Annotated in this window: 19 protein-coding genes; 11 read left to right on the forward strand and 8 right to left on the reverse strand. The window is 60.1% G+C overall.

Features of this window, described 5'->3' with window-relative positions; genetic code table 11:
* Positions 1–206 precede the first annotated feature (206 nt).
* The 5 genes from leuS (at position 207) to ABRP98_RS05910 (ending at position 6,063) form a co-directional block, all read left to right on the forward strand.
* Positions 207–3,053, forward strand: coding sequence for a leucine--tRNA ligase (gene leuS, locus ABRP98_RS05890; protein WP_349858009.1), 2,847 nt, complete (start codon positions 207–209; stop codon positions 3,051–3,053).
* Between the two features lie 3 nt (positions 3,054–3,056).
* Positions 3,057–3,791 carry a metal-dependent transcriptional regulator gene (locus ABRP98_RS05895; protein ID WP_349858010.1) on the forward strand — a complete coding sequence of 245 codons (735 nt, stop codon included), beginning with the start codon at positions 3,057–3,059 and terminating at the stop codon, positions 3,789–3,791.
* A 144-nt stretch (positions 3,792–3,935) separates the two neighbouring features.
* Complete coding sequence (gene nrdI / locus ABRP98_RS05900) at positions 3,936–4,409, forward strand: class Ib ribonucleoside-diphosphate reductase assembly flavoprotein NrdI (protein ID WP_284609522.1); 474 nt, start codon at positions 3,936–3,938, stop codon at positions 4,407–4,409.
* Between the two features lie 39 nt (positions 4,410–4,448).
* Positions 4,449–5,462 (forward strand): class 1b ribonucleoside-diphosphate reductase subunit beta, encoded by a 1,014-nt coding sequence (gene nrdF / locus ABRP98_RS05905; protein ID WP_284770817.1) that lies wholly within the window; start codon positions 4,449–4,451, stop codon positions 5,460–5,462.
* A gap of 34 nt (positions 5,463–5,496) precedes the next feature.
* Entirely contained in the window at positions 5,497–6,063 is a 567-nt protein-coding gene (locus ABRP98_RS05910) for an NADPH-dependent FMN reductase (protein ID WP_349858011.1), read from the forward strand.
* 28 nt (positions 6,064–6,091) lie between these two features.
* Here the strand turns inward: ABRP98_RS05910 and ABRP98_RS05915 are convergent, their stop codons facing one another.
* A complete protein-coding gene (locus ABRP98_RS05915; RefSeq protein WP_349858013.1) occupies positions 6,092–6,730 on the reverse strand; it encodes a hypothetical protein in 639 nt (212 codons plus the stop codon).
* 278 nt (positions 6,731–7,008) lie between these two features.
* Between ABRP98_RS05915 and ABRP98_RS05920 the strand changes: the two genes are divergently transcribed.
* On the forward strand, positions 7,009–7,488 hold the full coding sequence (locus tag ABRP98_RS05920; RefSeq protein ID WP_349858015.1) for a MarR family winged helix-turn-helix transcriptional regulator: 480 nt from the start codon (positions 7,009–7,011) through the stop codon (positions 7,486–7,488).
* A gap of 87 nt (positions 7,489–7,575) precedes the next feature.
* Here the strand turns inward: ABRP98_RS05920 and ABRP98_RS05925 are convergent, their stop codons facing one another.
* From ABRP98_RS05925 to ABRP98_RS05940, 4 genes are read right to left on the reverse strand one after another with little or no spacing between them, the layout of a single operon-like run.
* A complete protein-coding gene (locus ABRP98_RS05925; RefSeq protein WP_284770821.1) occupies positions 7,576–8,550 on the reverse strand; it encodes an MDR family oxidoreductase in 975 nt (324 codons plus the stop codon).
* Between the two features lie 35 nt (positions 8,551–8,585).
* Positions 8,586–9,569 (reverse strand): NAD(P)-binding domain-containing protein, encoded by a 984-nt coding sequence (locus ABRP98_RS05930; RefSeq protein ID WP_349858016.1) that lies wholly within the window; start codon positions 9,567–9,569, stop codon positions 8,586–8,588.
* On the reverse strand, positions 9,569–10,186 hold the full coding sequence (locus tag ABRP98_RS05935; RefSeq protein WP_349858018.1) for a response regulator: 618 nt from the start codon (positions 10,184–10,186) through the stop codon (positions 9,569–9,571). Before ABRP98_RS05935 ends, ABRP98_RS05930 begins: the two co-directional genes overlap by 1 nt.
* Positions 10,179–11,276 (reverse strand): sensor histidine kinase, encoded by a 1,098-nt coding sequence (locus ABRP98_RS05940; RefSeq protein ID WP_284853895.1) that lies wholly within the window; start codon positions 11,274–11,276, stop codon positions 10,179–10,181. Before ABRP98_RS05940 ends, ABRP98_RS05935 begins: the two co-directional genes overlap by 8 nt.
* Positions 11,277–11,429: 153 nt before the next feature.
* Here ABRP98_RS05940 and ABRP98_RS05945 point away from each other — a divergent pair, with 153 nt between their 5' ends.
* On the forward strand, positions 11,430–12,413 hold the full coding sequence (locus ABRP98_RS05945) for an ABC transporter permease (protein WP_349858020.1): 984 nt from the start codon (positions 11,430–11,432) through the stop codon (positions 12,411–12,413).
* A 1-nt stretch (position 12,414) separates the two neighbouring features.
* A complete protein-coding gene (locus tag ABRP98_RS05950; protein WP_349858023.1) occupies positions 12,415–13,050 on the forward strand; it encodes an ABC transporter ATP-binding protein in 636 nt (211 codons plus the stop codon).
* On the opposite strand, the gene ABRP98_RS05955 is transcribed toward ABRP98_RS05950, so the two are convergent.
* On the reverse strand, positions 13,037–14,629 hold the full coding sequence (locus ABRP98_RS05955; protein WP_349858024.1) for a bifunctional ADP-dependent NAD(P)H-hydrate dehydratase/NAD(P)H-hydrate epimerase: 1,593 nt from the start codon (positions 14,627–14,629) through the stop codon (positions 13,037–13,039). The two genes, ABRP98_RS05950 and ABRP98_RS05955, sit on opposite strands and share 14 nt — an antisense overlap.
* Positions 14,630–14,646: 17 nt before the next feature.
* Positions 14,647–15,462, reverse strand: coding sequence for an Fpg/Nei family DNA glycosylase (locus ABRP98_RS05960; protein ID WP_349858026.1), 816 nt, complete (start codon positions 15,460–15,462; stop codon positions 14,647–14,649).
* Positions 15,463–15,580: 118 nt separating this feature from the next.
* Between ABRP98_RS05960 and ABRP98_RS05965 the strand changes: the two genes are divergently transcribed.
* The 3 genes from ABRP98_RS05965 (at position 15,581) to ABRP98_RS05980 (ending at position 18,674) form a co-directional block, all read left to right on the forward strand.
* The gene (locus ABRP98_RS05965) at positions 15,581–17,077 is read left to right on the forward strand and encodes a DUF1846 domain-containing protein (RefSeq protein ID WP_349858028.1); all 1,497 of its coding nucleotides are present in this window, start codon (positions 15,581–15,583) and stop codon (positions 17,075–17,077) included.
* A gap of 42 nt (positions 17,078–17,119) precedes the next feature.
* Positions 17,120–18,061, forward strand: coding sequence for an oxygen-dependent tRNA uridine(34) hydroxylase TrhO (gene trhO / locus ABRP98_RS05970; RefSeq protein WP_034657981.1), 942 nt, complete (start codon positions 17,120–17,122; stop codon positions 18,059–18,061).
* A gap of 346 nt (positions 18,062–18,407) precedes the next feature.
* Positions 18,408–18,674, forward strand: coding sequence for a transposase (locus ABRP98_RS05980; protein WP_349858031.1), 267 nt, complete (start codon positions 18,408–18,410; stop codon positions 18,672–18,674).
* Here ABRP98_RS05980 and ABRP98_RS05985 read toward each other — a convergent pair.
* Positions 18,617–18,967 (reverse strand): IS3 family transposase, encoded by a 351-nt coding sequence (locus ABRP98_RS05985; protein ID WP_349858033.1) that lies wholly within the window; start codon positions 18,965–18,967, stop codon positions 18,617–18,619. The genes ABRP98_RS05980 and ABRP98_RS05985 overlap by 58 nt on opposite strands.
* Positions 18,968–19,983 lie beyond the last annotated feature (1,016 nt).

Raw genomic sequence — 19,983 nt, forward strand, 5'->3', positions numbered from 1 at the left:
ACCACGAAAGGAACTGCGCGTTAATAGTTCCTAAACACTGCCGGAACATCCCGTAGCGCGCCTTACTCTTTGCCCCACTCTCCCGCACTCACCGCAGGAGTCGTGTCAAGGAATTTCGCCTGGCTACCGGTACGGCGCCGAATTAGTGAAGCAAAACCCACCTCTGCCTACCCTGCGCCGGATTGGGGCTATTACACTGTGTGTTTATGACTAAACCGAGCGATTCCACGTCGTACCGCTACACCCCTGAGCTGGCGAACCAGATCGAAAAGACTTGGCAGCAGTATTGGAAGGACCACGAGACCTTTAACGCGCCGAACCCAGTCGGTTCGCTAGCTACGGGTGCGGGCGAGCTGCCCAAGGAAAAGCTCAACGTGCAGGACATGTTCCCCTACCCTTCCGGTGCGGGCCTGCACGTGGGGCACCCGTTTGGTTATATCGCCACCGATACCTATGCCCGCTATAACCGCATGCTGGGCAAGAATGTGCTGCACACCATGGGCTATGATGCCTTCGGCTTGCCGGCCGAGCAGTACGCCATTCAGACCGGTACGCACCCGCGGACCACCACGATGGCCAATATCGACAACATGCGCCGCCAGCTGGGCATGCTGGGCTTGGGTCACGATCCGCGCCGCTCGGTGGAATCCACGGATCCTGAGTTCTTTAAGTGGACCCAGTGGATCTTCCTGCAGATTTATAACTCCTGGTTCGATGAAGAGCAGCAAAAGGCTCGCCCCATTGCTGAGCTCATCAAGGAATTGGAGGCCAATAAGCGCACCACCAAGGACGGGCGCTACTACGAGGATTTGTCCCCGCAGGAGAAGGCCCAGGCCGTCGATGAGTTCCGCCTGGTCTACCTGTCCAACTCCACGGTGAACTGGTGCCCGGGCCTGGGTACCGTCTTGGCCAACGAGGAGGTCACCGCGGAAGGCAAGTCCGAGCGCGGCAACTTCCCGGTCTTTCGCAAGAACCTGTCCCAGTGGATGATGCGCATTACCGCGTATTCGGATCGCTTGCTCGATGATTTGGAGCTGCTGGATTGGCCGGAGAAGGTCAAGTCCATGCAGCGCAACTGGATTGGTCGCTCTCGCGGCGCGGAGGTAACTTTCCCCGCGGAAGGCTATGGCATCGACGTGTTTACCACGCGGCCAGACACGCTCTTTGGCGCGGAATACGTGGTCTTGGCACCGGAGCATGAGCTTGTCGATGCCCTCTTGTCCCCCATTCCTTACGACGATGACGTGGACGAGCGCTGGACCTACAGCAACGATGACCCGAAGGAAGCCGTCGAGTCCTACCGCGCGGATATCGCAGCGAAGTCGGACCTGGAGCGCCAGGAAAACAAGGAAAAGACCGGCGTATTCTTGGGCACCTATGCCACCAACCCGGTCTCCGGCAAGCGCATCCCGATCTTCATCGCGGACTACGTACTGACCGGTTACGGTACCGGCGCCATCATGGCCGTTCCCGCGCACGATACGCGCGACTATGAGTTTGCCCAAGCCTTTGGCCTGCCGATTACGGAGGTCGTCTCCGGCGGCAATATCGAGGAAGAAGCCTGGACCGAGGACGGCGCGTTGGTAAACTCCGCCAACGATAAGGGCCTGGACCTCAATGGCCTGAATAAGGCGGAGGCCATCTCCCAGGCCATCGAATGGCTGGAAAAGGATGGCTCTGGCCGCGGCAAGATTCAGTACAAGCTGCGCGACTGGCTCTTCGCCCGCCAGCGCTACTGGGGCGAGCCCTTCCCCATCGTCTACGACAAGGACGGCATGGCCCACCCGCTGCCAGAGTCGATGCTGCCGGTGGAGCTGCCCGAGGTGGAAGACTACAAACCGGCCTCCTTCGATCCTGACGATAAGGACTCGGAGCCGCAGCCGCCGCTGGCCAAGGTCCGCGATTGGGTAGAGGTAGAGCTGGATTTGGGCGATGGCCCGCAGACCTATTACCGCGATACCAACGTTATGCCCCAGTGGGCAGGTTCCTCCTGGTACCAGCTACGCTATATCGATCCCCGCAATAGCGAGGCCTTCTGCGATATTGAAAATGAGCGCTACTGGACCGGCCCGCGCCCGGATGAGCACGGTGAAAACGATCCGGGTGGTGTGGATCTGTACGTCGGCGGCGTCGAGCACGCCGTGCTGCACCTGCTCTACGCCCGCTTCTGGCACAAGGTGCTCTTTGACCTGGGCTTTGTCAGCTCGCAGGAGCCGTATCGCCGCCTGTACAACCAGGGCTATATTCAGGCCTACGCCTATACCGATTCCCGCGGCGTTTATGTCCCTGCCGCAGAGGTAGAGGAAAAGGACGGCAAGTTCTACTACAACGGCGAAGAGGTCAACCAGGAATACGGCAAGATGGGCAAGTCCCTGAAAAACGCCGTGGCCCCGGACGATATCTGCCGCGACTTCGGCGCCGATACCCTGCGCGTGTACGAGATGTCCATGGGCCCGCTGGATACCTCCCGCCCGTGGGCGACCAAGGACGTCGTCGGTTCGCAGCGCTTCCTGCAGCGCCTGTGGCGCCTGGCCATCAATGAGGACACCGGTGAAGTGACAACTACCGATGCCGAGCTCACCCAGGATGACCTGAAGCAGCTGCACCGCACCATCGCGGGCGTGCGCGATGATTATGAGAACCTGCGCCTGAACACGGTCGTGGCTAAGCTCATCGAGTACGTCAACTACCTGACCAAGACCTACCGCACCGAGGCACCGCGCGCGGCGGTGGAGCCCATCGCCCAGCTGGTCTCCCCCATCGCCCCGCACATTGCGGAGGAACTGTGGCAGCGCTTTGGCCACGATGAGACCATCACCTACGAGCCACTCCCCTCTTTTGAGGAGAAATACCTGGTAGATGATGAGATCCAGGTGCCAGTGCAGATCAACGGCAAGGTCAAGTCCCGCATCAACGTTGCTGCCGATGCTGACCAAGACACCGTATTTGCGGCCGCTTTTGCTGATGCCAAGGTAGCTGACCTCATCTCCGGCAATAACGTGGTGAAGAAGATCTACGTTCCCGGCCGGATGGTGAACCTGGTGGTTAAATAACCAATGAGCGTGGACGTCTCGGGCCTTTCGCCATCCAATCAGGACTACCTCAAGGCCCTGTTTAAGCTGGGCGAATGGCACGACGATCCCGTAACGGTAAAGAGGCTAGCCCAGCACATAGGCGTTCGGCTCTCCAGCGCGTCGGATGCGGTGCGGCGGCTAGAGAAAAAGGGTCTCGTCACCCATACGCCTTATGGTGCCATCGGGCTGAGCACCGAGGGGCGTGCCTTTGCCCTCGCCATGGTGCGGCGGCACCGCCTTATTGAAACTTTCCTGGTGGAATCCCTGCACTACCGCTGGGACCAGGTCCACGCGGAGGCTGAGCAATTGGAGCACTGCGTCTCCGATTTCTTTCTGGAGCGCATAGACGCTGAACTGGGTTTTCCGAGCCGCGATCCGCATGGAGACCCCATCCCCAGCGCCACGGGTGACTATCCCGCGGACTATGCCGCGAGCCCCGCGTCCGAGCCAGGGGATCTGCGCAAACTCAGCGATCTGGAACCGGGTGAGGCCGGCATAGTCGATCGCATAAGTGATGCAGACGCCGATCTGCTGCGCTTTTTCAGCGAGAATAACCTGACCATCGGCGCTGTCGTGAGCGTGCGGGATAGCCAACCTTATTCCGGCGGGATGGCAGTGCGCGTAGAGGGCAACCAGAACGAGAATGCCCAAGATGAGCATTCCGCGGCGTTTTCTTTGAGCTCCCATGCGGCCCGCGCCGTGTGGGTGCGCATGTAACTCTCCTCCCCCTCTCCCCTTCTTTTCTGAAAGAAGGGGAGTATTTGCGCATGTCAACGGTGGTTAGTTGCGGCGTAGTTAAAAGTACGTTAGATCTGTAGTTGAAGCAGAAAGTGCGCCTCGGCGCAGCCACTAAGGAGCGAGATGACTACAGCCTCGACGCCACCCTGCGGCAATAAAACCGCCGCTAATCTTGTGTATTTTTCCTCGGTCAGTGAAAATACCCACCGATTCGTCCACAAGCTGGGCTTTCCAGCGGCACGCATCCCTCTGCGTCCGAAGCGTGAAGGAATGCTCTATGTCACCGAGCCTTTTGTGCTCATCGTCCCGACCTACGGTGGCGGCAATATCAAGGCGGCAATTCCGGTGCAGGTGCGCCAATTCCTCAACGTTCCGGAAAACCGCGCACTCCTGCGCGGCGTCATCACCTCTGGAAATACCAATTTTGGTGAGGCGTATTGCTGCGCCGGGCCACAGATAGCCCGAAAGTGCGGCGTGCCTGAGCTCTACCGCTTTGAGCTGCTCGGCACCGACCGTGATGTTGCCCGCGTACGGGAGGGGTTGCAGGACTTCTTTGCGCACCACCTCTACCCCGCCGCACACGCGTCCATTGCCTGACGGCTAGGGCCGCCAAGACAAAGAAAAGAGAAAATACCGATGAAATATCAAGAGCTCATTGAGCGATCCCAAACCCCGCCGCATTTTCGCCACGATGCTTCCACCCCGTTACGCCCGGTGAATTGGAATCGCATCTGGGATGACAAGGACCTGGAGGTGTGGAACCGCCTGACCTCGAATTTCTGGTTGCCGGAAAAGGTCCCGCTCTCCAATGACCGCAATGACTGGTCGCGCATGGATCCAGCCGAACGCGATCTCACCATTCGCGTTTTTACCGGCCTGACGCTACTGGATACCGTGCAGGCCACCGTGGGAGAAATCAGCCAGATTCAAGATGCCCGGACTGAGCATGAGGAGGCCGTTTATACCAATATCGCCTTCATGCAGGCGGTACACGCGCGGAGCTATTCCTCAATCTTTTCTACCCTGGCCAGCACCGAAGAGATTGAGAAATCCTATGCGTGGGCCGTGGATAACCCAGTGCTGCAACAGCGCGCGACCAGTGTCATGGTGCATTACTATGGCGATGACCCACTAAAGCGCAAGGTTGCCTCGACCCTCTTGTCCTCCTTGCTGCTTTACGCCGGCTTCTATCTTCCGCTGCACTTTAGCGTGCACGGAAAGCTGACCAATACGGCAGACATGATCAGGCTCATCCTGCGGGATAAGGCGGTCCACGGCTACTACTCCGGATATAAGTTCCAGCGGGGATTGGATCACGCCACGGAAGCTCGCCGCGAGGACATGCGGGAATTTACCTTTGACTTGGTGCGCGAGCTCTATGACCTGGAGATGCGCTATTCCGGCGAGCTCTATGAACCGTACGGGCTTATGGATGATGTCGCGACGTTCGTGCGCTACAACGCCAATAAAGCCTTGATGAATTTGGGCTATCCCAACCTCTTCCCGTACGAGGAATGTCAGGTCAACCCAAAAATCCTCGCGGCACTCACGCCAGGTTCGGATGAAAACCACGATTTCTTTTCGGGTTCGGGGTCCTCTTATATCATCGGCAAAGCTGTAGAGACCTCCGATGCCGACTGGGATTTCTAAAACCACTAAGTCTCCACACGAAAGGACACATATCATGAAACTTCTTGTACTCGTCGGCAGCCTGCGGCGGGAAAGCATTGCGAAAAAGATCGCCAACCATGCCATGGAACTGGTCCCCGAGCACGTTGAGTGCCAGCGCTACGACCTGCGTGACCTCCCGCTCTATGATTTCGACTACGACGATCCTGGCGTGGCGGATAAACCCACGCCGGAAGCGTACACCGATTTCCGCAATGCAATTAAGGATGCGGACGCGATTTTGTTCGTCACCAGCGAAAACAACCGGACCATCCCGGCGTGCTTAAAAAATGCCATCGATATCGGATCCAAACCCAATTCCGATGTGTCCTGGAAGAATAAGCCAGCTGGCATCATTAGCCACTCCGTGGGCCGCATGGGTGGGTATTCCTCCCACAAGAACGTGCGCCTAGCACTGTCCTACTTCGACATGCCGATGCCCGGTCAGCCCGAGGTATTCTTGGGCAATTCACCCCAGCTCATTGGTGAAGACGGAAAGATCGAGCCGTCCAGCACCATCGAGTTTGTAAAGGGCTACCTCGAGCGCCTTGTAGCCTTGGTACCTGCGGCTCCGCAACAGTAGGAGCTACCTTCTCCAATCAGCGAGGCGGTTAATCCCAGTACTCCGTGGCGCATAGCGCGATGCCGTGCGCCCGGATTCCCTGTCCCGCTTCAACTGGGGCATCAACAATGAGCGGGAGTCCGTCGATTTCGCTTACCCAGAACTCCCCTCCCCCAAATTCATTGGTCTTTTTCTCGACATTATTCACGGTGCCAGCTAGCTCGACCTGCGGGTTGAGCAGGCTGGGCTTGTAGTTTTGATAGAACCGTTCCGTCGCTGGGGATTGCAGCGAGAACTCCGCCGGTTCCGTTAAATCATAGTCCAACGCAACGACTGCGGGTCGCACGCGGCCGCGCAGTTTTTCACCGCCCACGGGGTTGCCGGTGGGAAGCGTGAAGGGGGCATCGCTAAGCACCGCCCACCGGAGATCTTCCATTTCAAGGATGCCAATAAATGGCATGGCGCGATATAGCGTTGCCTCCACGTCTTCCCCACCCCGGAACGACGGTAAGACGGTCCACTCCCCCTCGTACTCCATCGCCGTGACGGCGATCCCGGAGGGGTCCGCATAGTAGAGCACTTGATCAAAAGCCGGTGCGTCCCACAGGGTCCGCTCCGTGGGAAGCTCTGCGATGAGTTCCTCCGTGTCCAGGAAGTCGAATCCGCAGGCGCTAAAAAGTTTATCCATGTCCGCCATCATAGACAGCCGCCTACCCGACGGGGGTCTCAGCCGGCTCGAAATCCGGCCGATAGATACTTACTAAGTCCTAATGATAGATAGTATCTAGCTAACGTCAGAACCAATAAATAGCTTACGAAAAGCAAAGTATATGCGTTTAAATTGGCAAAAATATGGAAATTATGAATGATTGGAAGTCCAAATCCCGCGCTCTAATAAATGGTGGGGGTTGATGGACCAACCGCTCTACTCAATTCTCGGTTGAGTAATCAACTGTGCAGTATATAATGCTATTTAAGTCAAAGCCAAAGGGGGAAACTGTGCGCCCAGAAGAAAGTGCGGCGTGGGCGGACTTTGTAGCGATGCAGCGCGAGCTGCATAGGGAGTTGGTCAACGCACTGCACGCAGCCGCGAATGTGAGTGAGGCTGACTATGCGGTGCTGGCCGTTCTGCAGCGCCGCCGTGGGCAGAGCACCCGCCCGCATGAGTTGGCTGTGGAACTTGGGTGGGAGAAATCGCGGCTGCACCGACAGCTTGTCCGGATGGAGCGGCGCGAGTTGGTTTCAAGGCGGCACGCGGAGGAGCTAGGACCCCGGGCTATTGAAGTCACAGTGACGAAAAGCGGCGAGGAGGCATTCGCCACCGCCTTGGGGAACCATACCGCGAAAGTAGAGGAAAAGGTGGTTTCTGTCTTGACGGAAGAGGAGTTGCGGCTGCTGGGAGCCATCTCGAGGAAGATTACGCGGCACTTGGCGGGCGATGCCTAGGATCCAAGAGCCCCGGCGCACAGAAAAGGCACCCCGCCAGGAGTGACGGGGTGCCTTTCTAGCTGTAGGCCCTAAAGGGCTTAGGCCTTAGGAAATCTTCAGCACCGTGCGGCCGTGGTGGCTGCCGTTGATGAGCGATTGTGCTTCCTCCACCGCATCTTCCAGTGGAAGGGTATTGGTCAAGGACTCCAGGATGGACAGGTCCAAGGTGCGGGCGAGGAGCTGCCAAGCATTCTGGCGGTAGTGCAGTGGGGCATCGACGGAGTTCACGCCGGCTAGGTGCACGTTGCGCAGGATGAAGGGCATCACGGTGGCGGGCAGGTCAGGGCCGCTTGCCATACCGGTAGCGGCAACGGTGCCGCCCCACTTGGTACGGGCCAAGACGTTTGCCAGCTCCTGGGAGCCGGAGGTATCCACGGCGCCGGCGTAGATGGCCTTTTGCAGGGGCTTGCCCGGTTCGGTGAATTCGGCGCGGTCGATGATCTCGTGCGCGCCGAGCTCGTGGAGGTAGTTGGCGTAATCGTCGGGGCGGCCGGTCATGGCGTGGACCTCGTAGCCGGCATTGCGCAGAAGGTTGACGGCGATGGAGCCGACGCCGCCGGTGGCGCCGGTGACGAGGACGGGGCCCTCGGGAAGCCCGCGCAGCGAGTTAACGCACAGCGCCGCGGTGTAACCGGCGGTACCGACGGCAGCGGCCTGTTCCGCGGTGAAATCTGCTGGCAGGGCAACGGTGGCGCGAGAATTGACGCGCTGCTTTGGGGTGTAGCCGCCGTGGCGGAATTCGCCAAGGCCATCGCCGAAGGAGGCAACGAGGGTGCCCACCGGCAGGCGCTGCACGTTGGACTCGGATACAGTGCCGACCACGTCGATACCGGGCACCAGCGGGTTGGTGCGGACGACGCCGGGATCGCCGGTAATCGCCATCGCGTCCTTGTAGTTCAGCGAGGAATAAGAGACGTCAACGGTCAGGTCACCCTCGCCGAGGAATTCCCCTTCCTCAAAGGAGGTGGTGACGGATTTGTCTTCGTTACGGGTAACAAGTAGCGTGCTCATGCTCACCATGATACGTGAATTGTGATGCAACCATTTTTGGGCAGCTAAAGGTCGGGGGAGCAGAGCTCGGCGATATCCCCCGCGGCCTGCTTGGCAAACGGGCTCACCCCGGTAATCGTTGCGGATCCTGGGCCGGTCCAGGTTCCGTAGCCGACGAGGAACAGGCCTTCGACGGTGGGGGTGCGGCCATCGAGAAGCGCGCGGAAAGGCCCCAGCGCCGGGCGGAACCCGGTGCACCAGATGAGGTGATCTGCCTTCACCTCATCGAGGTTAGAGAACATGGGGGAGGCCTCGAGCAAGCCCTCATCGCGGGCGCGTTTGACGGGAGGAACGACGACAATATCGCCCAAGTTGGTATCCGCGCCGGGATCAGGCTCGCCCCGCATCATGGCGTTGAGGCGGGCGCGGTTGCGCTGGAAAAGCACGCGGCCGTCAACGTCATCGGGCATCCACCGCGGCGGCTTTGCCGTAAACCAAGTGGCCTCTACGCCGGAGAGCACGAGCTCTGCGGCAATCTGGGCCCCGGAATTGCCCGCCCCAACAACGGCGACGGACTCACCGCGGAAGGGATCGGGGCCGGGGTAGACCGCCGAGTGCCACTGCCGCCCGGCAAAGGAGCCGGGGTAGTAGGGGATAAACGGCGAGGACCACGTGCCCGTGGCTGCCACCACCGTGCGCGCGGTGAGGTGTTCGTCATCGGTGGTGACATGAAAGTTCTCGCCATCGTGGGTGACTTCCTGGACCCACACCGGCCGGCGTACGGGAAGGTCATAGCGCTGCTCGTAGCGGGCGAAGTAATCGATGACGTGGCTGGCGGGCGGGAAACCCTCGTGGTGGGGCATCGGCCAGCCGGGCAGGTTGGAGGAGGCGCTATTGCTAAATAGCGTGAGCGACGGCCACGCGTGGCGCCAGGCCGCGCCGGGGGAGGGCTCGGCATCGAGGATCTGGAAGTCGAGTCCCTTTTTGCGCAGGTAATAGCTGGTGGCCAGGCCCGCTTGCCCGGCACCGATGACGATGCAGTCCAGCATTAAATGAGCTTTCGTTCTCGGGCCACGGTTACCGCGGCAGTGCGGGTATCTACGCCCAGCTTCTGATAAATGTGAATGAGGTGCGTCTTCACGGTGGCCTCAGAAATGAAGAGCTGGTTGGCTAGTTCCTTATTGGAGGAGCCGGTCGCGAGGGCGCGGAGGATCTCCAGCTCGCGCGTGGACAGGGACTGCTCGGGCTGGCCTACGCGCTGCGCCAGGAGGTTGACCACCTCTGGGGCGAGGGTGCGCCGGCGCGCGGCGGTATTGAGCACCGCCTCGTGCAGCTCTTCTTCGGGCGAATCCTTGAGCAGGTATCCCATCGCGCCGGCCTCAACCGCGGCCAGGATATCGGCCTGGGTGTCATAGGTGGTGAGGATGAGCACGGGTGGGCCGCCGGCCTCGGTCAGCTTTTTGGTGGCGGTGATGCCATCGACGCCCGGCATCTGGATATCGCAGACCACGACGTCGACCTCGGGGGCGTCATCGGCACAGAGCTTGTCCACGTCCGCGCCATTATCGCCTTCCATGACCACCCGGACATCGGTAAACGTATTGAGTATCGCGCGCAGCCCGGCGCGGACGACGGGGTGGTCATCGATAAGCATGACATTAACCATGGGGCTGCTCCTTGAGGGGGATTCTAATGGCAAGGGCGGTGCCATCGCCGGATTCGAGGCTCAGGGAGCCACCGACGCTCTCCACGCGCTGGGACAATCCTTGCAAGCCAAAGCCGCTATCGCCGCCGTGGAGCGGGGGCTCAACTACACCGTGCCCATTATCCACGACGTCCAGGGTGACTGCATCCTCAAAAAGGCCCAGGGTGACCACCGCGCGGGAGGCGTGCGCGTGCTTGATCACGTTATTAAGGCCCTCCTGCGCGGCGCGCACGACCACTTGCTTGATATCGCTGGGAACGCTGCCGCTACCGGAAACCACAAGGTCAAAGGTGGTGTCCTCGCCCAAAGCCTCCGCGCGTCGGCGCATCTGCGACAGGATGGAATCCAGCTGGGTTTCTAGGCGCTCATCGGGACCGGCGAGCTCGCGGACGAAGCGACGGGCCTCGGCCAAGTTCTCACCAGCGGTGTCCTCGATGACGGCGAGCTGCTCGTCCTTGGTCTCTAGATCATCGGTCGTGCGGGCGGCGCGGGATAGCAGCAGGATGGAGCTCAACCCTTGGGCCACGGTGTCATGGATATCCCGGGAGAGGCGCTCGCGCTCTTCTAGGCGCCCGGCCTGGTGCTCGCTGGCTGCAAGCTCCGCCTGGGTTTCCTGCAGCTGCTTGGCGATGTCCCTGTGATGCGCCGCCTCCGCCTGCAAGCGGCGCTGGATATAAAACACGCCCGCTGCAAAGGTCGTGCCGATAAGCGGGCCGATGGCCGCGGCGATGGACCAGCCATCCGGATGCAGCCACGCGGGGATGAAGGCGGCCGCCGCCCACAGCACCGTGATGGAGATAAGGCCTGGCCACTTGGGCAAGGCGCGCAGGAAGACGAAGATGAGCGGGAACTCGAGCCACATGAAATCCTGCGCGTGGACCATCAGCCCCAACCAGAGCAGGCACAGCCCAGTGAGCCAGAGCCAGGTGGGAAGCCAGCGCTCGGCCGCGTACACCGCGGCTAGGCCGATGGCCAAAAGGATGGCGCGGGCATCTAAGCGGTCATCGATATAGGCGCGGGCCACGCCAAAAAGCAGCAGGAACGCGAACATGGCGTGTAGGCCCCAGAGCCACAATTTCTGTCCAGAAAACACAATTTTCTACAGTATCTGCCTGAGGGTGGATGAGGGATCAACCAGTTGGTTGACTGGAGGTTCAACTAGGCCGCCGATTACTTCTGACCTGCACAAAGGGACTATAGAAGTATGTTCTTAGCTATTCGTGAAATCACCGCAGCGCGCGGCCGCTTCGGGCTCATCGGCGGCACCGTAGCGCTTATTACCCTGCTCTTGGTTATGCTCTCCGGCCTGACGGAGGGCCTGTCCAAGCAAAATACCTCGGCGCTTGAGGCCGTGGCGCAAGATCACCCCTACGTCAGCTTTTCTACCGAAGAGCCCGCCTATAACGAGTCCGAGATCCACGAGAAGGATCATTCCGGCGATTCGATTGCCTTGGGCACCGCGCAAACCAAGCTGGAGGGCGAGGGTGCGGTAGGCGTGATGGGCCTGCCGGCCGGCACGACCATCCCCAATACCAACGCCACCATTCCGGAAGATGGCGTCGTCCTCTCTGACACCATTGAGGCCTCCGGCACCGTGAATATTGGTGGGGTAGACCTTTCCGTAGAGGGCACCGTTGCCGAAACGCAGTTCTCCCACTCGCCGGTGGTATGGGTATCTACCCAGACCTGGCAGAAGGTAAGCCACGCCCCAGAGGGCGTAGTCGGCACGGTTGCCCTGCATACCGAAAAGGTACCCGGTTCGGTCGAAATATCTGATTCCTTCTCCGGCCTGCCCGCATACCAGTCAGAGCGCGGTTCGCTCCTCACCATGCAAGGTTTCCTCTACGGCATCTCCGCCCTGGTTACCGTCGCCTTCCTGACGGTGTGGACCCTGCAGCGCACCCGCGATCTCTCCATCCTGCGCGCCCTGGGCGCCTCGGTGCGCTACCTGCTGCGCGATGCCCTGGCCCAAGCCGCGCTGATTTTGGCCGCCGGCACCATCCTCGGCGCTTTCGTCGGCTGGCTGCTTGGCCTGCTGGCCTCCGGCACCGTCCCCTTCGACGTATCCGTGCGCACCATCATCATTCCCGCGGTCGGCATCTGGATCCTGGGTATGGCCGGTGCCCTGGTCTCTACCCGCCGCGTAGCCAAAGCCAACCCCCTCGATGCATTGGGAGGAAATGCCTAAAATGTCCACCGTCCTTGATATTCGCAACGCCACCGTCACCTTCCAGGACGGTACGACGACAACCACGGCGCTTGATAATGCCACTTTTAGTGCCGACTCCGATACCCTCACCGCAATCGTGGGCGAGTCCGGTTCCGGTAAGTCCACGCTGCTCTCCGTCGGCGCCGGGCTCATCACGCCGGACTCCGGCACCGTCGAGGTCAACGGCACGAATTCCATCATCTTCCAGCAGTCCAACCTCTTGTCCTCGCTCAAGGTGCGCGATCAGCTGCTCATCATGGACCACATGGCCGGGCGCAAGCTGCGCAAGGATCGCGCCGATGAGCTGCTAGAATTCGTCGGCCTTAAGGGCATGGGCAATCGTCGCATCGGCCAGCTTTCCGGCGGCCAGGCCCAGCGCGTCAATATCGCGCGCGCCTTGATGGATGAGCCGAACCTACTGCTTGCCGATGAACCCACCTCCGCCCTCGACTCCCACCTTTCCCAGGAAATCATCCGCTTGCTGCGCGATATTACCCAGGAGATGCACACCGCCACCGTGCTGGTCACGCACGATCGCTCCCTGCTCACCTTCGCCGACCACGTGGTGGAGGTTAAAGACGGCCGCGTGAGTAAGCGGGACGCTATCGGTGCATAACGAGCAATCGCGCGATGGATTGCGGCATCGCCGCGGCGATCTGGGAAGCGGAACAAATGCCAAAACCATCGGGGGTATGTGCCGCAATGGCTGCGGCGTGCTGGTGTAGGGCTGCGGCGTGGAGGATCTCCGTGATGATGTACTCCGCATCGGCCTTTTCGTGGTCTACCTGCGCGATCGTCGCGCCGAGGATGCCGGATAAAACATCGCCGGAGCCTGCGGTGGCCGCATAAGAGTGGCCGGCATTCATCCCGTAGATGGCCTGGCCGGGCGCGGTCACCGTGGTGATGCGGCCCTTGTGCAGGACAAAACAGTCCAAGTCCTCGGCCAGTTCGCGCTGGCGCGGGCCCACGCCCTCGCTCACATCGAGCTCGCGGCCGAAGGTGGCCTCGTAGAGGCGGCGGAACTCGCCGGCGTGCGGGGTAAGGATGACCCGCGGGTGGGCGCGGACGCTATCGCGCAGATCGGCGCTTTGGGCGAGCAGCGTCAGGGCATCGGCATCCAGGATGGTGGGCAGCCCGCGATCCAAGACGGCGCGGAGCTCTCGGACCGCTGCTTCATCCGTGCCGCGGCCAGGGCCTACCACCCACGCCTGGGCATGCACCTTATCCTCGGCGCTCGGGTGGGGAACGACTTCGGGCAGGTGGGGGACCACGGCATCATTATCTATGACCCGCACCATGGACGGCGTGGCGCGCACCGCGCCGGTAGCCGCTAGGATGCCCGCGCCGGGATACGCGCTGCTGCCAGCGCAGATGGCGGTGACGCCGCCGGTGTATTTCGTGCTTGAGGCGTGGGGAGTGGGGTCCACGATGGGCCCCGTGCAGCCCACGGGCTTGGGGGCGGTGACGTGGCCGAGGTGGGCATCGGCAAGCACGGGCTCCCCGGGCCACTGGAAGGGGAGATCGATGGTGGGCTCGTTGGCGATGTAGCCCGCCGGCTCTGCGGTAGCCGTTAGTTCCTCCGCAAAGGAGCGCGGCGCGTTGGGCAGCTGCAGATCGCAGAGCACCACCGTGCCGCATTCCGGGGCGAAGATATGGCCGGCGCGCGCCCAACCGAAGCTCACGGTAATCGTGGCCTCGACGGCATTTTCCGCGGCCACGCCCGTATCCGCGTTGATGCCAGAGGGGATATCCACCGAAAGCACCGGGATATCGTGCTGCTTGGCCGCGCGGTACGCGGCAAGGCCCGCACCGCTAAGCCCGCGGGTGGAGTTGAGGCCGGCGACGGCATCAATGAGTAGGCCGGTAGCCTCCGCGTGCGGTTGATCTGTAATGGTCCCGCCGGCAGCGGTAAAAGCTTGCAGCGCTGGGTCGTGCGCAGCATCGGCAACGAGGAGCGCATCGACGCCATAGCCCTCCTCGGCGAGGAAAGCGCCTGCATAAAGGCCATCGCCACCGTTGCCGCCAGGCCCGGCCAGGATGGTGATGCGGCGAGGCGCAGGGCCCGTCAGCATGGATTTCGCCGTGGCGGCAACGCCCCTGGCGGCCAGGCGCATGAGTTCATCAGTGTGGCTCTGCTGCGCGATGAGCGCGGACTCGGCGGAACGAACGGCGGATACACTATAGGCAGGTCGCATGCCCGCCACTATAGGCCTTAAGTAGCGGATTGGCAGGTGGGGCACCAGAAGAGGTTTCGGCCCTCCATTACTTGTTCCGCAATCGGCGTGCCGCAGACATAGCAGGGCAGGCCGGCGCGCCGGTAGACGTAGACTTCGCCGCCGTGATCATCCTTGCGCGGCTCACGCCCCATGGCCTCGGGGGAGTGCTCGGCGCGCACGGTATCGATGCGGCCGTGCTCTACGCCGTAGTTCATGAGCTCTACCAGGTCTTTCCAGATGGCGAAGAATGTTTCACGGGAAACATCCTTGCCAGGGGTGAAGGGGGAGAGGCCGGCGCGAAAGAGGGCCTCCGCGCGGTAGATATTGCCCACACCGGCATACAGGTGCTGGTCCATCATGAGGGAGCCTATGCTGCGGCGGGATTTGTGCACCTTGGTCCACAGCGCTTCGGGGTCGGCATCGGCGCGGAGCGGATCCTGGCCCACCTTGGTTAGCCGTGCCTGGTAGTCCTCCTCCGTAAGCAGCAGGCAGAATTGGGGCCCGCGCAGTTGCGCGGCTTGCGCCCCATTGTCTATGCGTATGCGGATTTGCCCGCGGGTTTCCTCGCGCGGTTCGAAGCTGAGCTTGCCGATGAGCCCCAGGTGAATATAGAGGATATGCTCTGGGTCCGCGGCGGTGAAGTGTACGAAGAGGTGCTTGCCAAAGGCCTCTGCGTGGTCGATTTCTGTACCGTCCAGAATGGCCGCCTCAGCGGCGAAGCGGCCTTGCGGGCTGGTCACGTTGAGCGGCATCCCGCGATAGTCTGCGTTGAGAGTGTGGGCTAGGCGGTGGATCACGTGACCTTCAGGCATAACTTCAGTGTAGTGAAATAGTTGGTCGCCCCCAACTAGGGCGCGTGGCGCCGGGGAATGAAAAAGAGTAAACTCAAAGCGCGGATTGATTTTATTTCTATTGAAGGGTCGATAAATCATGACGCATGAAATCGGTTTTGACCGTGAAAAATACATAGAGCTGCAGTCAAAGCACATCCAGGCCCGCCGCGAAGAAATCGGTGGAAAGCTCTATCTGGAAATGGGCGGCAAGCTTTTCGATGATATGCACGCCTCCCGCGTGCTGCCGGGCTTTACCCCGGATAACAAGATCGCCATGCTGGAGCGCATTAAAGAGGACATTGAAATCCTCCCGTGCATCAATGCCAAAGACATTGCCCGCCACAAGGTACGCGCCGATTTAGACATCCTGTATGAAGACGACCTCCTGCGCCTAGTGGACGTATTCCGCAGCCGCGGCTTCTTGGTTGAAAACATCGTCATGACCCAGGTGGAAGACGGAAATGCGCAGGCGGAGGCGTTCATCGAAAAGCTCGAGCGCCTCGGCCTCAAGGTTGCCCGCCACCGCGTTATCCCTGGCTATCCCACGAATACGGATCTCATTGTCTCTGAGGATGGCCTTGGCAAGAACGAGTTCGCGGAAACCTCCCGGGACTTGGTCGTCGTCACCGCCCCAGGCCCTGGTTCCGGCAAGCTTGCCACCGCACTATCGCAGGTCTACCACGAGCACCAGCGCGGCAATAACGCTGGTTACGCCAAGTTTGAGACCTTCCCCATCTGGAATCTTCCCCTCGAGCACCCGGTCAACCTCGCTTACGAGGCCGCCACCGTGGACTTGAACGATTCCAATATTATTGACCACTTCCACTTGAGCGCCCACGGCGAATCCACGGTGAACTACAACCGCGACGTCGAAGCCTTCCCGCTGCTGCGGACCCTGCTGGAAAAGCTCACCGGCACCACGCCGTACGAATCGCCCACGGACATGGGCGTGAATATGGCCGGCTACTGCATTACCGATGATGCGGTCTGCCGCGCCGCCGCCCAACAGGAAATCATCCGCCGCTACTTCAAGGCCAAGGTGGAAGAAGCCCGCGCCGGGCTGGGCGATGAGCAGTCTGAGCGCGCTGCCGTCGTCATGGCGAAGGCCGGCATCAAGGTCGATGACCGCCCAGTAGTGGGCCCGGCCCGCAAGCGCGCGGAGGAAACCGATGGACCCGCCTCCGCGATGCAGCTTCACGATGGCACTATCATCACCGGCCGCACCTCCCCGCTGCTGGGCTGCTCCGCGGCGATGCTGCTCAATGCCCTCAAGTACCTGGCCGGCATCGATGACGATACCCACCTGCTCTCGCCGGAATCGATAGAGCCAATCCAAACGCTGAAGACCAAGCACCTGGGCTCTTCCAACCCCCGCCTGCACACCGATGAGGTGCTCATCGCGCTATCCGTATCCGCCGCGAAGGACGAGGATGCCCGCAAGGCGCTGGAACAGATCAAGGAACTCGCCGGCTGCGACGTCCACACCACCACCATCTTGGGCTCGGTGGATGAGGGAATCTTCCGCAACCTTGGCGTGCTCGTGACCTCGGATCCGGTCTTCGCCCGCAAGAAGGCGCTCTACCAAAAGCGCTAAGGAATTGGGGATCTTGCCGGTAGCGGGCCTAAGATTATGGGCGTGACTATCGGCAAAGTTCTCCTGTATTACTGCTTTACCCCCATCGAGGATCCGACCGCCGTCATGCTGTGGCAGCGCACCCTATGTGAGTCCTTGGGCTTGAAGGGGCGCATCCTCATTTCGGAGCACGGCATCAATGGCACCGTCGGCGGCGACATGGATGCCTGCAAGCGCTACGTGCGCCAAACCCGTGAGTACCCGGGCTTTAAGCGCATGCAGTTTAAGTGGTCCGATGGCGGAGCCGATGATTTCCCGCGCCTATCGGTTAAGGTGCGCGATGAAATCGTGGCCTTTGGTGCCCCGGGCGAGCTGAAGGTAGATGAAAACGGCGTCGTCGGCGGCGGTACACACCTCAAGCCGGAAGAGGTCAACAAGCTGGTAGAAGAGCGCGGCGATGAGGTCGTCTTCTTCGATGGCCGCAATGCCATGGAAGCAGAGATTGGCAAGTTCAAAAATGCCGTCGTGCCGGATGTGCGCACCACCCATGACTTCATTGAGGAACTGGAATCCGGCAAATATGACTGGATGAAGGACAAGCCGGTCGTCTCCTATTGCACCGGCGGCATCCGGTGCGAGGTCCTTTCCTCTCTAATGAAGAACCGCGGCTTCAACGAGATCTACCAGATTGATGGTGGCATCGTGCGCTACGGCGAAAAGTACGGCAATGATGGGCTGTGGGAAGGCTCCATGTACGTCTTTGACAAGCGCATGCACCAGGAGTTCGGCCAAGGACTAGAAGACCCGGGCTTTATCCAATTGGGTCACTGCGTGCACTGCGGCAAGGGTACTAATACCTTCCACAACTGCATTAACGAGGACACGTGCCGCCAGCAGGTGCTCATCTGTGATGACTGCATCCAGAATGTGGAAACCCAGCATTGCGGGAGGCCGGATTGCGCCGAGGTGGCTGCAAATCTCGTCGATCAAAATTCGAAGTTTTGATTATGGATTGTGAGAAGTTGCTAGGACCTGGCCCCTGTTCGGTGGACACTTGATATCCAGCCCGGTCGGGCTGGCAAGATTGGTAATCTTGCCATCATGTCCAGGTACTCCGAACAGTTCACACGCGACGGTGTGGCCCTCTATAAGTCGGCGACAAAAGCGGTGTAGACGAATCCTTTTCGTGTCCGTACATAGGTAATGTCTGCGACCCACCCCCCGGTTGGGCCCAGTGGCTGTGAACCGTCGACCAACTAGATCTGGGCACAGAACCGCCGGACCTGACCCCCATGTGGTGGACACCTGATATCCAGCCCAGTTGGGCTGGGAAGAAAGTTAATCTACCACCATGTCCAGGTACTCCGAACAGTTCAAACGCGATGCCGTAGCCCTCTATGAGAACAACGAGGATCTCTCGCTGAACTCAGCATCAGCTGAGCTCGGTATCAACCGTGCCTCGCTACATTCTTGGGTCAAAAAGTACGGCACCGGCAAACGTGCCCGCACGAAGGCCGTGCACGATCAAGCCCAAGCGGCGAATGATTCTGCGCGAATCCGTCAGCTGGAAAAAGAAGTCTGGGCCCGACCCCTTGGGTCTGCCGGTAGTGACAGGTGACCGCCTTTATCTGACAGGCCGGCCATACGCATCAATCTGGCATTCTGCTCACAGCCGATAGCGATTCCTTCACGGCATAGCGCGTGCCGCATCTTCCGCGCACCATAAAGACCATAGTTAGCAGCATGAACATGGCGAAGGTGCTCGAGCACAGCTGCGTCAGGAAGTCTGCGGGCACTCATGCCACGAGATGTAGATTGACAGCAGTCACGCGAGGTAATAAACTCACCAGCCCGGCTATTTTGAAGCGTCTTACACATGAACTCGGGCAGTGAAACGATTCCGGTATTCATCGATGAACCGGATCATTTCTTAACGTTTCGGGTTTGGACGTGAGGTGAAAAAGCTGAGGCAGCCTTCAGAAGTTCATTAGTGTCGCGTAGCTGGTGATTTTCACGACGGAGCTTCGCGTTTTCGGCCGCCACATTCTCAGGCACAGGTTTTGGGATTTTTCTCGCACGACGAGCGTGCTGAGTCCGTTGACGGGCAGTGTGCCATGAAACCCCTAGCTTTGGAGCTACTGGACCTGACCCCCATTCGTTGGTCAGCCGACTAAACAATGGCTATCGAATCCGAATCGAGGACTTTGATATGCGCAAAGCTACTGCCCGGTAAACCTGAGGCCTAAGCACACAACACTCGGTCCGGGCTAGGTATCGCTTGGCCCGGGCCAGTAACTACTACCCGGAACACACCAGTACCGCGGTACTGAAACACCGGTACAAACCAACTGCATCCGACATGTAGCGAGGCGCGGTTGATTCCAAGCTCGGCCGATGCTGAGTTCAGTGAGAGTTCCTCGTTGTTTTCATAGGGGGCTACACCATCGCGTGTAAACTGTTCTTAGTACCCGGACATGGTGGTAGATTACCTTCTTTGCCGGCTCGACTGGGCTGGATATCAGGTGTCCACCAAGCAGGGATCAGGTCCTTATAGCCCATTGGAGGATCCTCGCCTTGTTGCTCATTTTTTGACCTACCGGCCTAAAAGGCCTGGTGCGACCCCAATCTCCTTGAGCCACATGCGCAATCGGGCGCTGCGACTCAATCACAAGATTTGCAGCCTCACTCGATACTCCGATGCATTTTGGCGTTGTTGACTCACAATGAACATCCTCTCCTACGGACACAAGATCCGCACTAATCGGGCGTTTACTAAACGAGGATAACCTCGCAATATTGGGTAATGGAGGGTTGCGTCCCTTAGTGTGGTGTAACGCTTGCTGATGGTGGGCCCCGGAAATAGTGGGGCGGTCACCGTCAGTTAACCTTTCGACTCAACTACCACATCTCACCGAAAGGCATATGAC

It is taken from the genome of Corynebacterium sp. KPL2838 (assembly GCF_040225455.1).
In the GTDB taxonomy this organism is placed as follows: Bacteria; Actinomycetota; Actinomycetes; order Mycobacteriales; family Mycobacteriaceae; genus Corynebacterium; species Corynebacterium rhinophilum.

Coding starts and splice junctions, on each gene's coding strand:
- ABRP98_RS05895 (WP_349858010.1), top strand. CDS start 3,057: ATGAGCGTGGACGTCTCGGGCCTTTCGCCATCCAATCAGGACTACCTC.
- ABRP98_RS05925 (WP_284770821.1), bottom strand. CDS start 8,550: ATGGTGAGCATGAGCACGCTACTTGTTACCCGTAACGAAGACAAATCC.
- ABRP98_RS05930 (WP_349858016.1), bottom strand. CDS start 9,569: ATGCTGGACTGCATCGTCATCGGTGCCGGGCAAGCGGGCCTGGCCACC.
- ABRP98_RS05960 (WP_349858026.1), bottom strand. CDS start 15,462: ATGCCTGAAGGTCACGTGATCCACCGCCTAGCCCACACTCTCAACGCA.
- ABRP98_RS05935 (WP_349858018.1), bottom strand. CDS start 10,186: ATGGTTAATGTCATGCTTATCGATGACCACCCCGTCGTCCGCGCCGGG.
- ABRP98_RS05940 (WP_284853895.1), bottom strand. CDS start 11,276: ATGTTCGCGTTCCTGCTGCTTTTTGGCGTGGCCCGCGCCTATATCGAT.
- nrdF (WP_284770817.1), top strand. CDS start 4,449: ATGAAATATCAAGAGCTCATTGAGCGATCCCAAACCCCGCCGCATTTT.
- leuS (WP_349858009.1), top strand. CDS start 207: ATGACTAAACCGAGCGATTCCACGTCGTACCGCTACACCCCTGAGCTG.
- ABRP98_RS05910 (WP_349858011.1), top strand. CDS start 5,497: ATGAAACTTCTTGTACTCGTCGGCAGCCTGCGGCGGGAAAGCATTGCG.
- ABRP98_RS05955 (WP_349858024.1), bottom strand. CDS start 14,629: ATGCGACCTGCCTATAGTGTATCCGCCGTTCGTTCCGCCGAGTCCGCG.
- nrdI (WP_284609522.1), top strand. CDS start 3,936: ATGACTACAGCCTCGACGCCACCCTGCGGCAATAAAACCGCCGCTAAT.
- ABRP98_RS05915 (WP_349858013.1), bottom strand. CDS start 6,730: ATGGATAAACTTTTTAGCGCCTGCGGATTCGACTTCCTGGACACGGAG.
- ABRP98_RS05985 (WP_349858033.1), bottom strand. CDS start 18,967: ATGAATACCGGAATCGTTTCACTGCCCGAGTTCATGTGTAAGACGCTT.
- ABRP98_RS05945 (WP_349858020.1), top strand. CDS start 11,430: ATGTTCTTAGCTATTCGTGAAATCACCGCAGCGCGCGGCCGCTTCGGG.
- ABRP98_RS05980 (WP_349858031.1), top strand. CDS start 18,408: ATGTCCAGGTACTCCGAACAGTTCAAACGCGATGCCGTAGCCCTCTAT.
- ABRP98_RS05950 (WP_349858023.1), top strand. CDS start 12,415: ATGTCCACCGTCCTTGATATTCGCAACGCCACCGTCACCTTCCAGGAC.
- ABRP98_RS05920 (WP_349858015.1), top strand. CDS start 7,009: ATGCTATTTAAGTCAAAGCCAAAGGGGGAAACTGTGCGCCCAGAAGAA.
- ABRP98_RS05965 (WP_349858028.1), top strand. CDS start 15,581: ATGACGCATGAAATCGGTTTTGACCGTGAAAAATACATAGAGCTGCAG.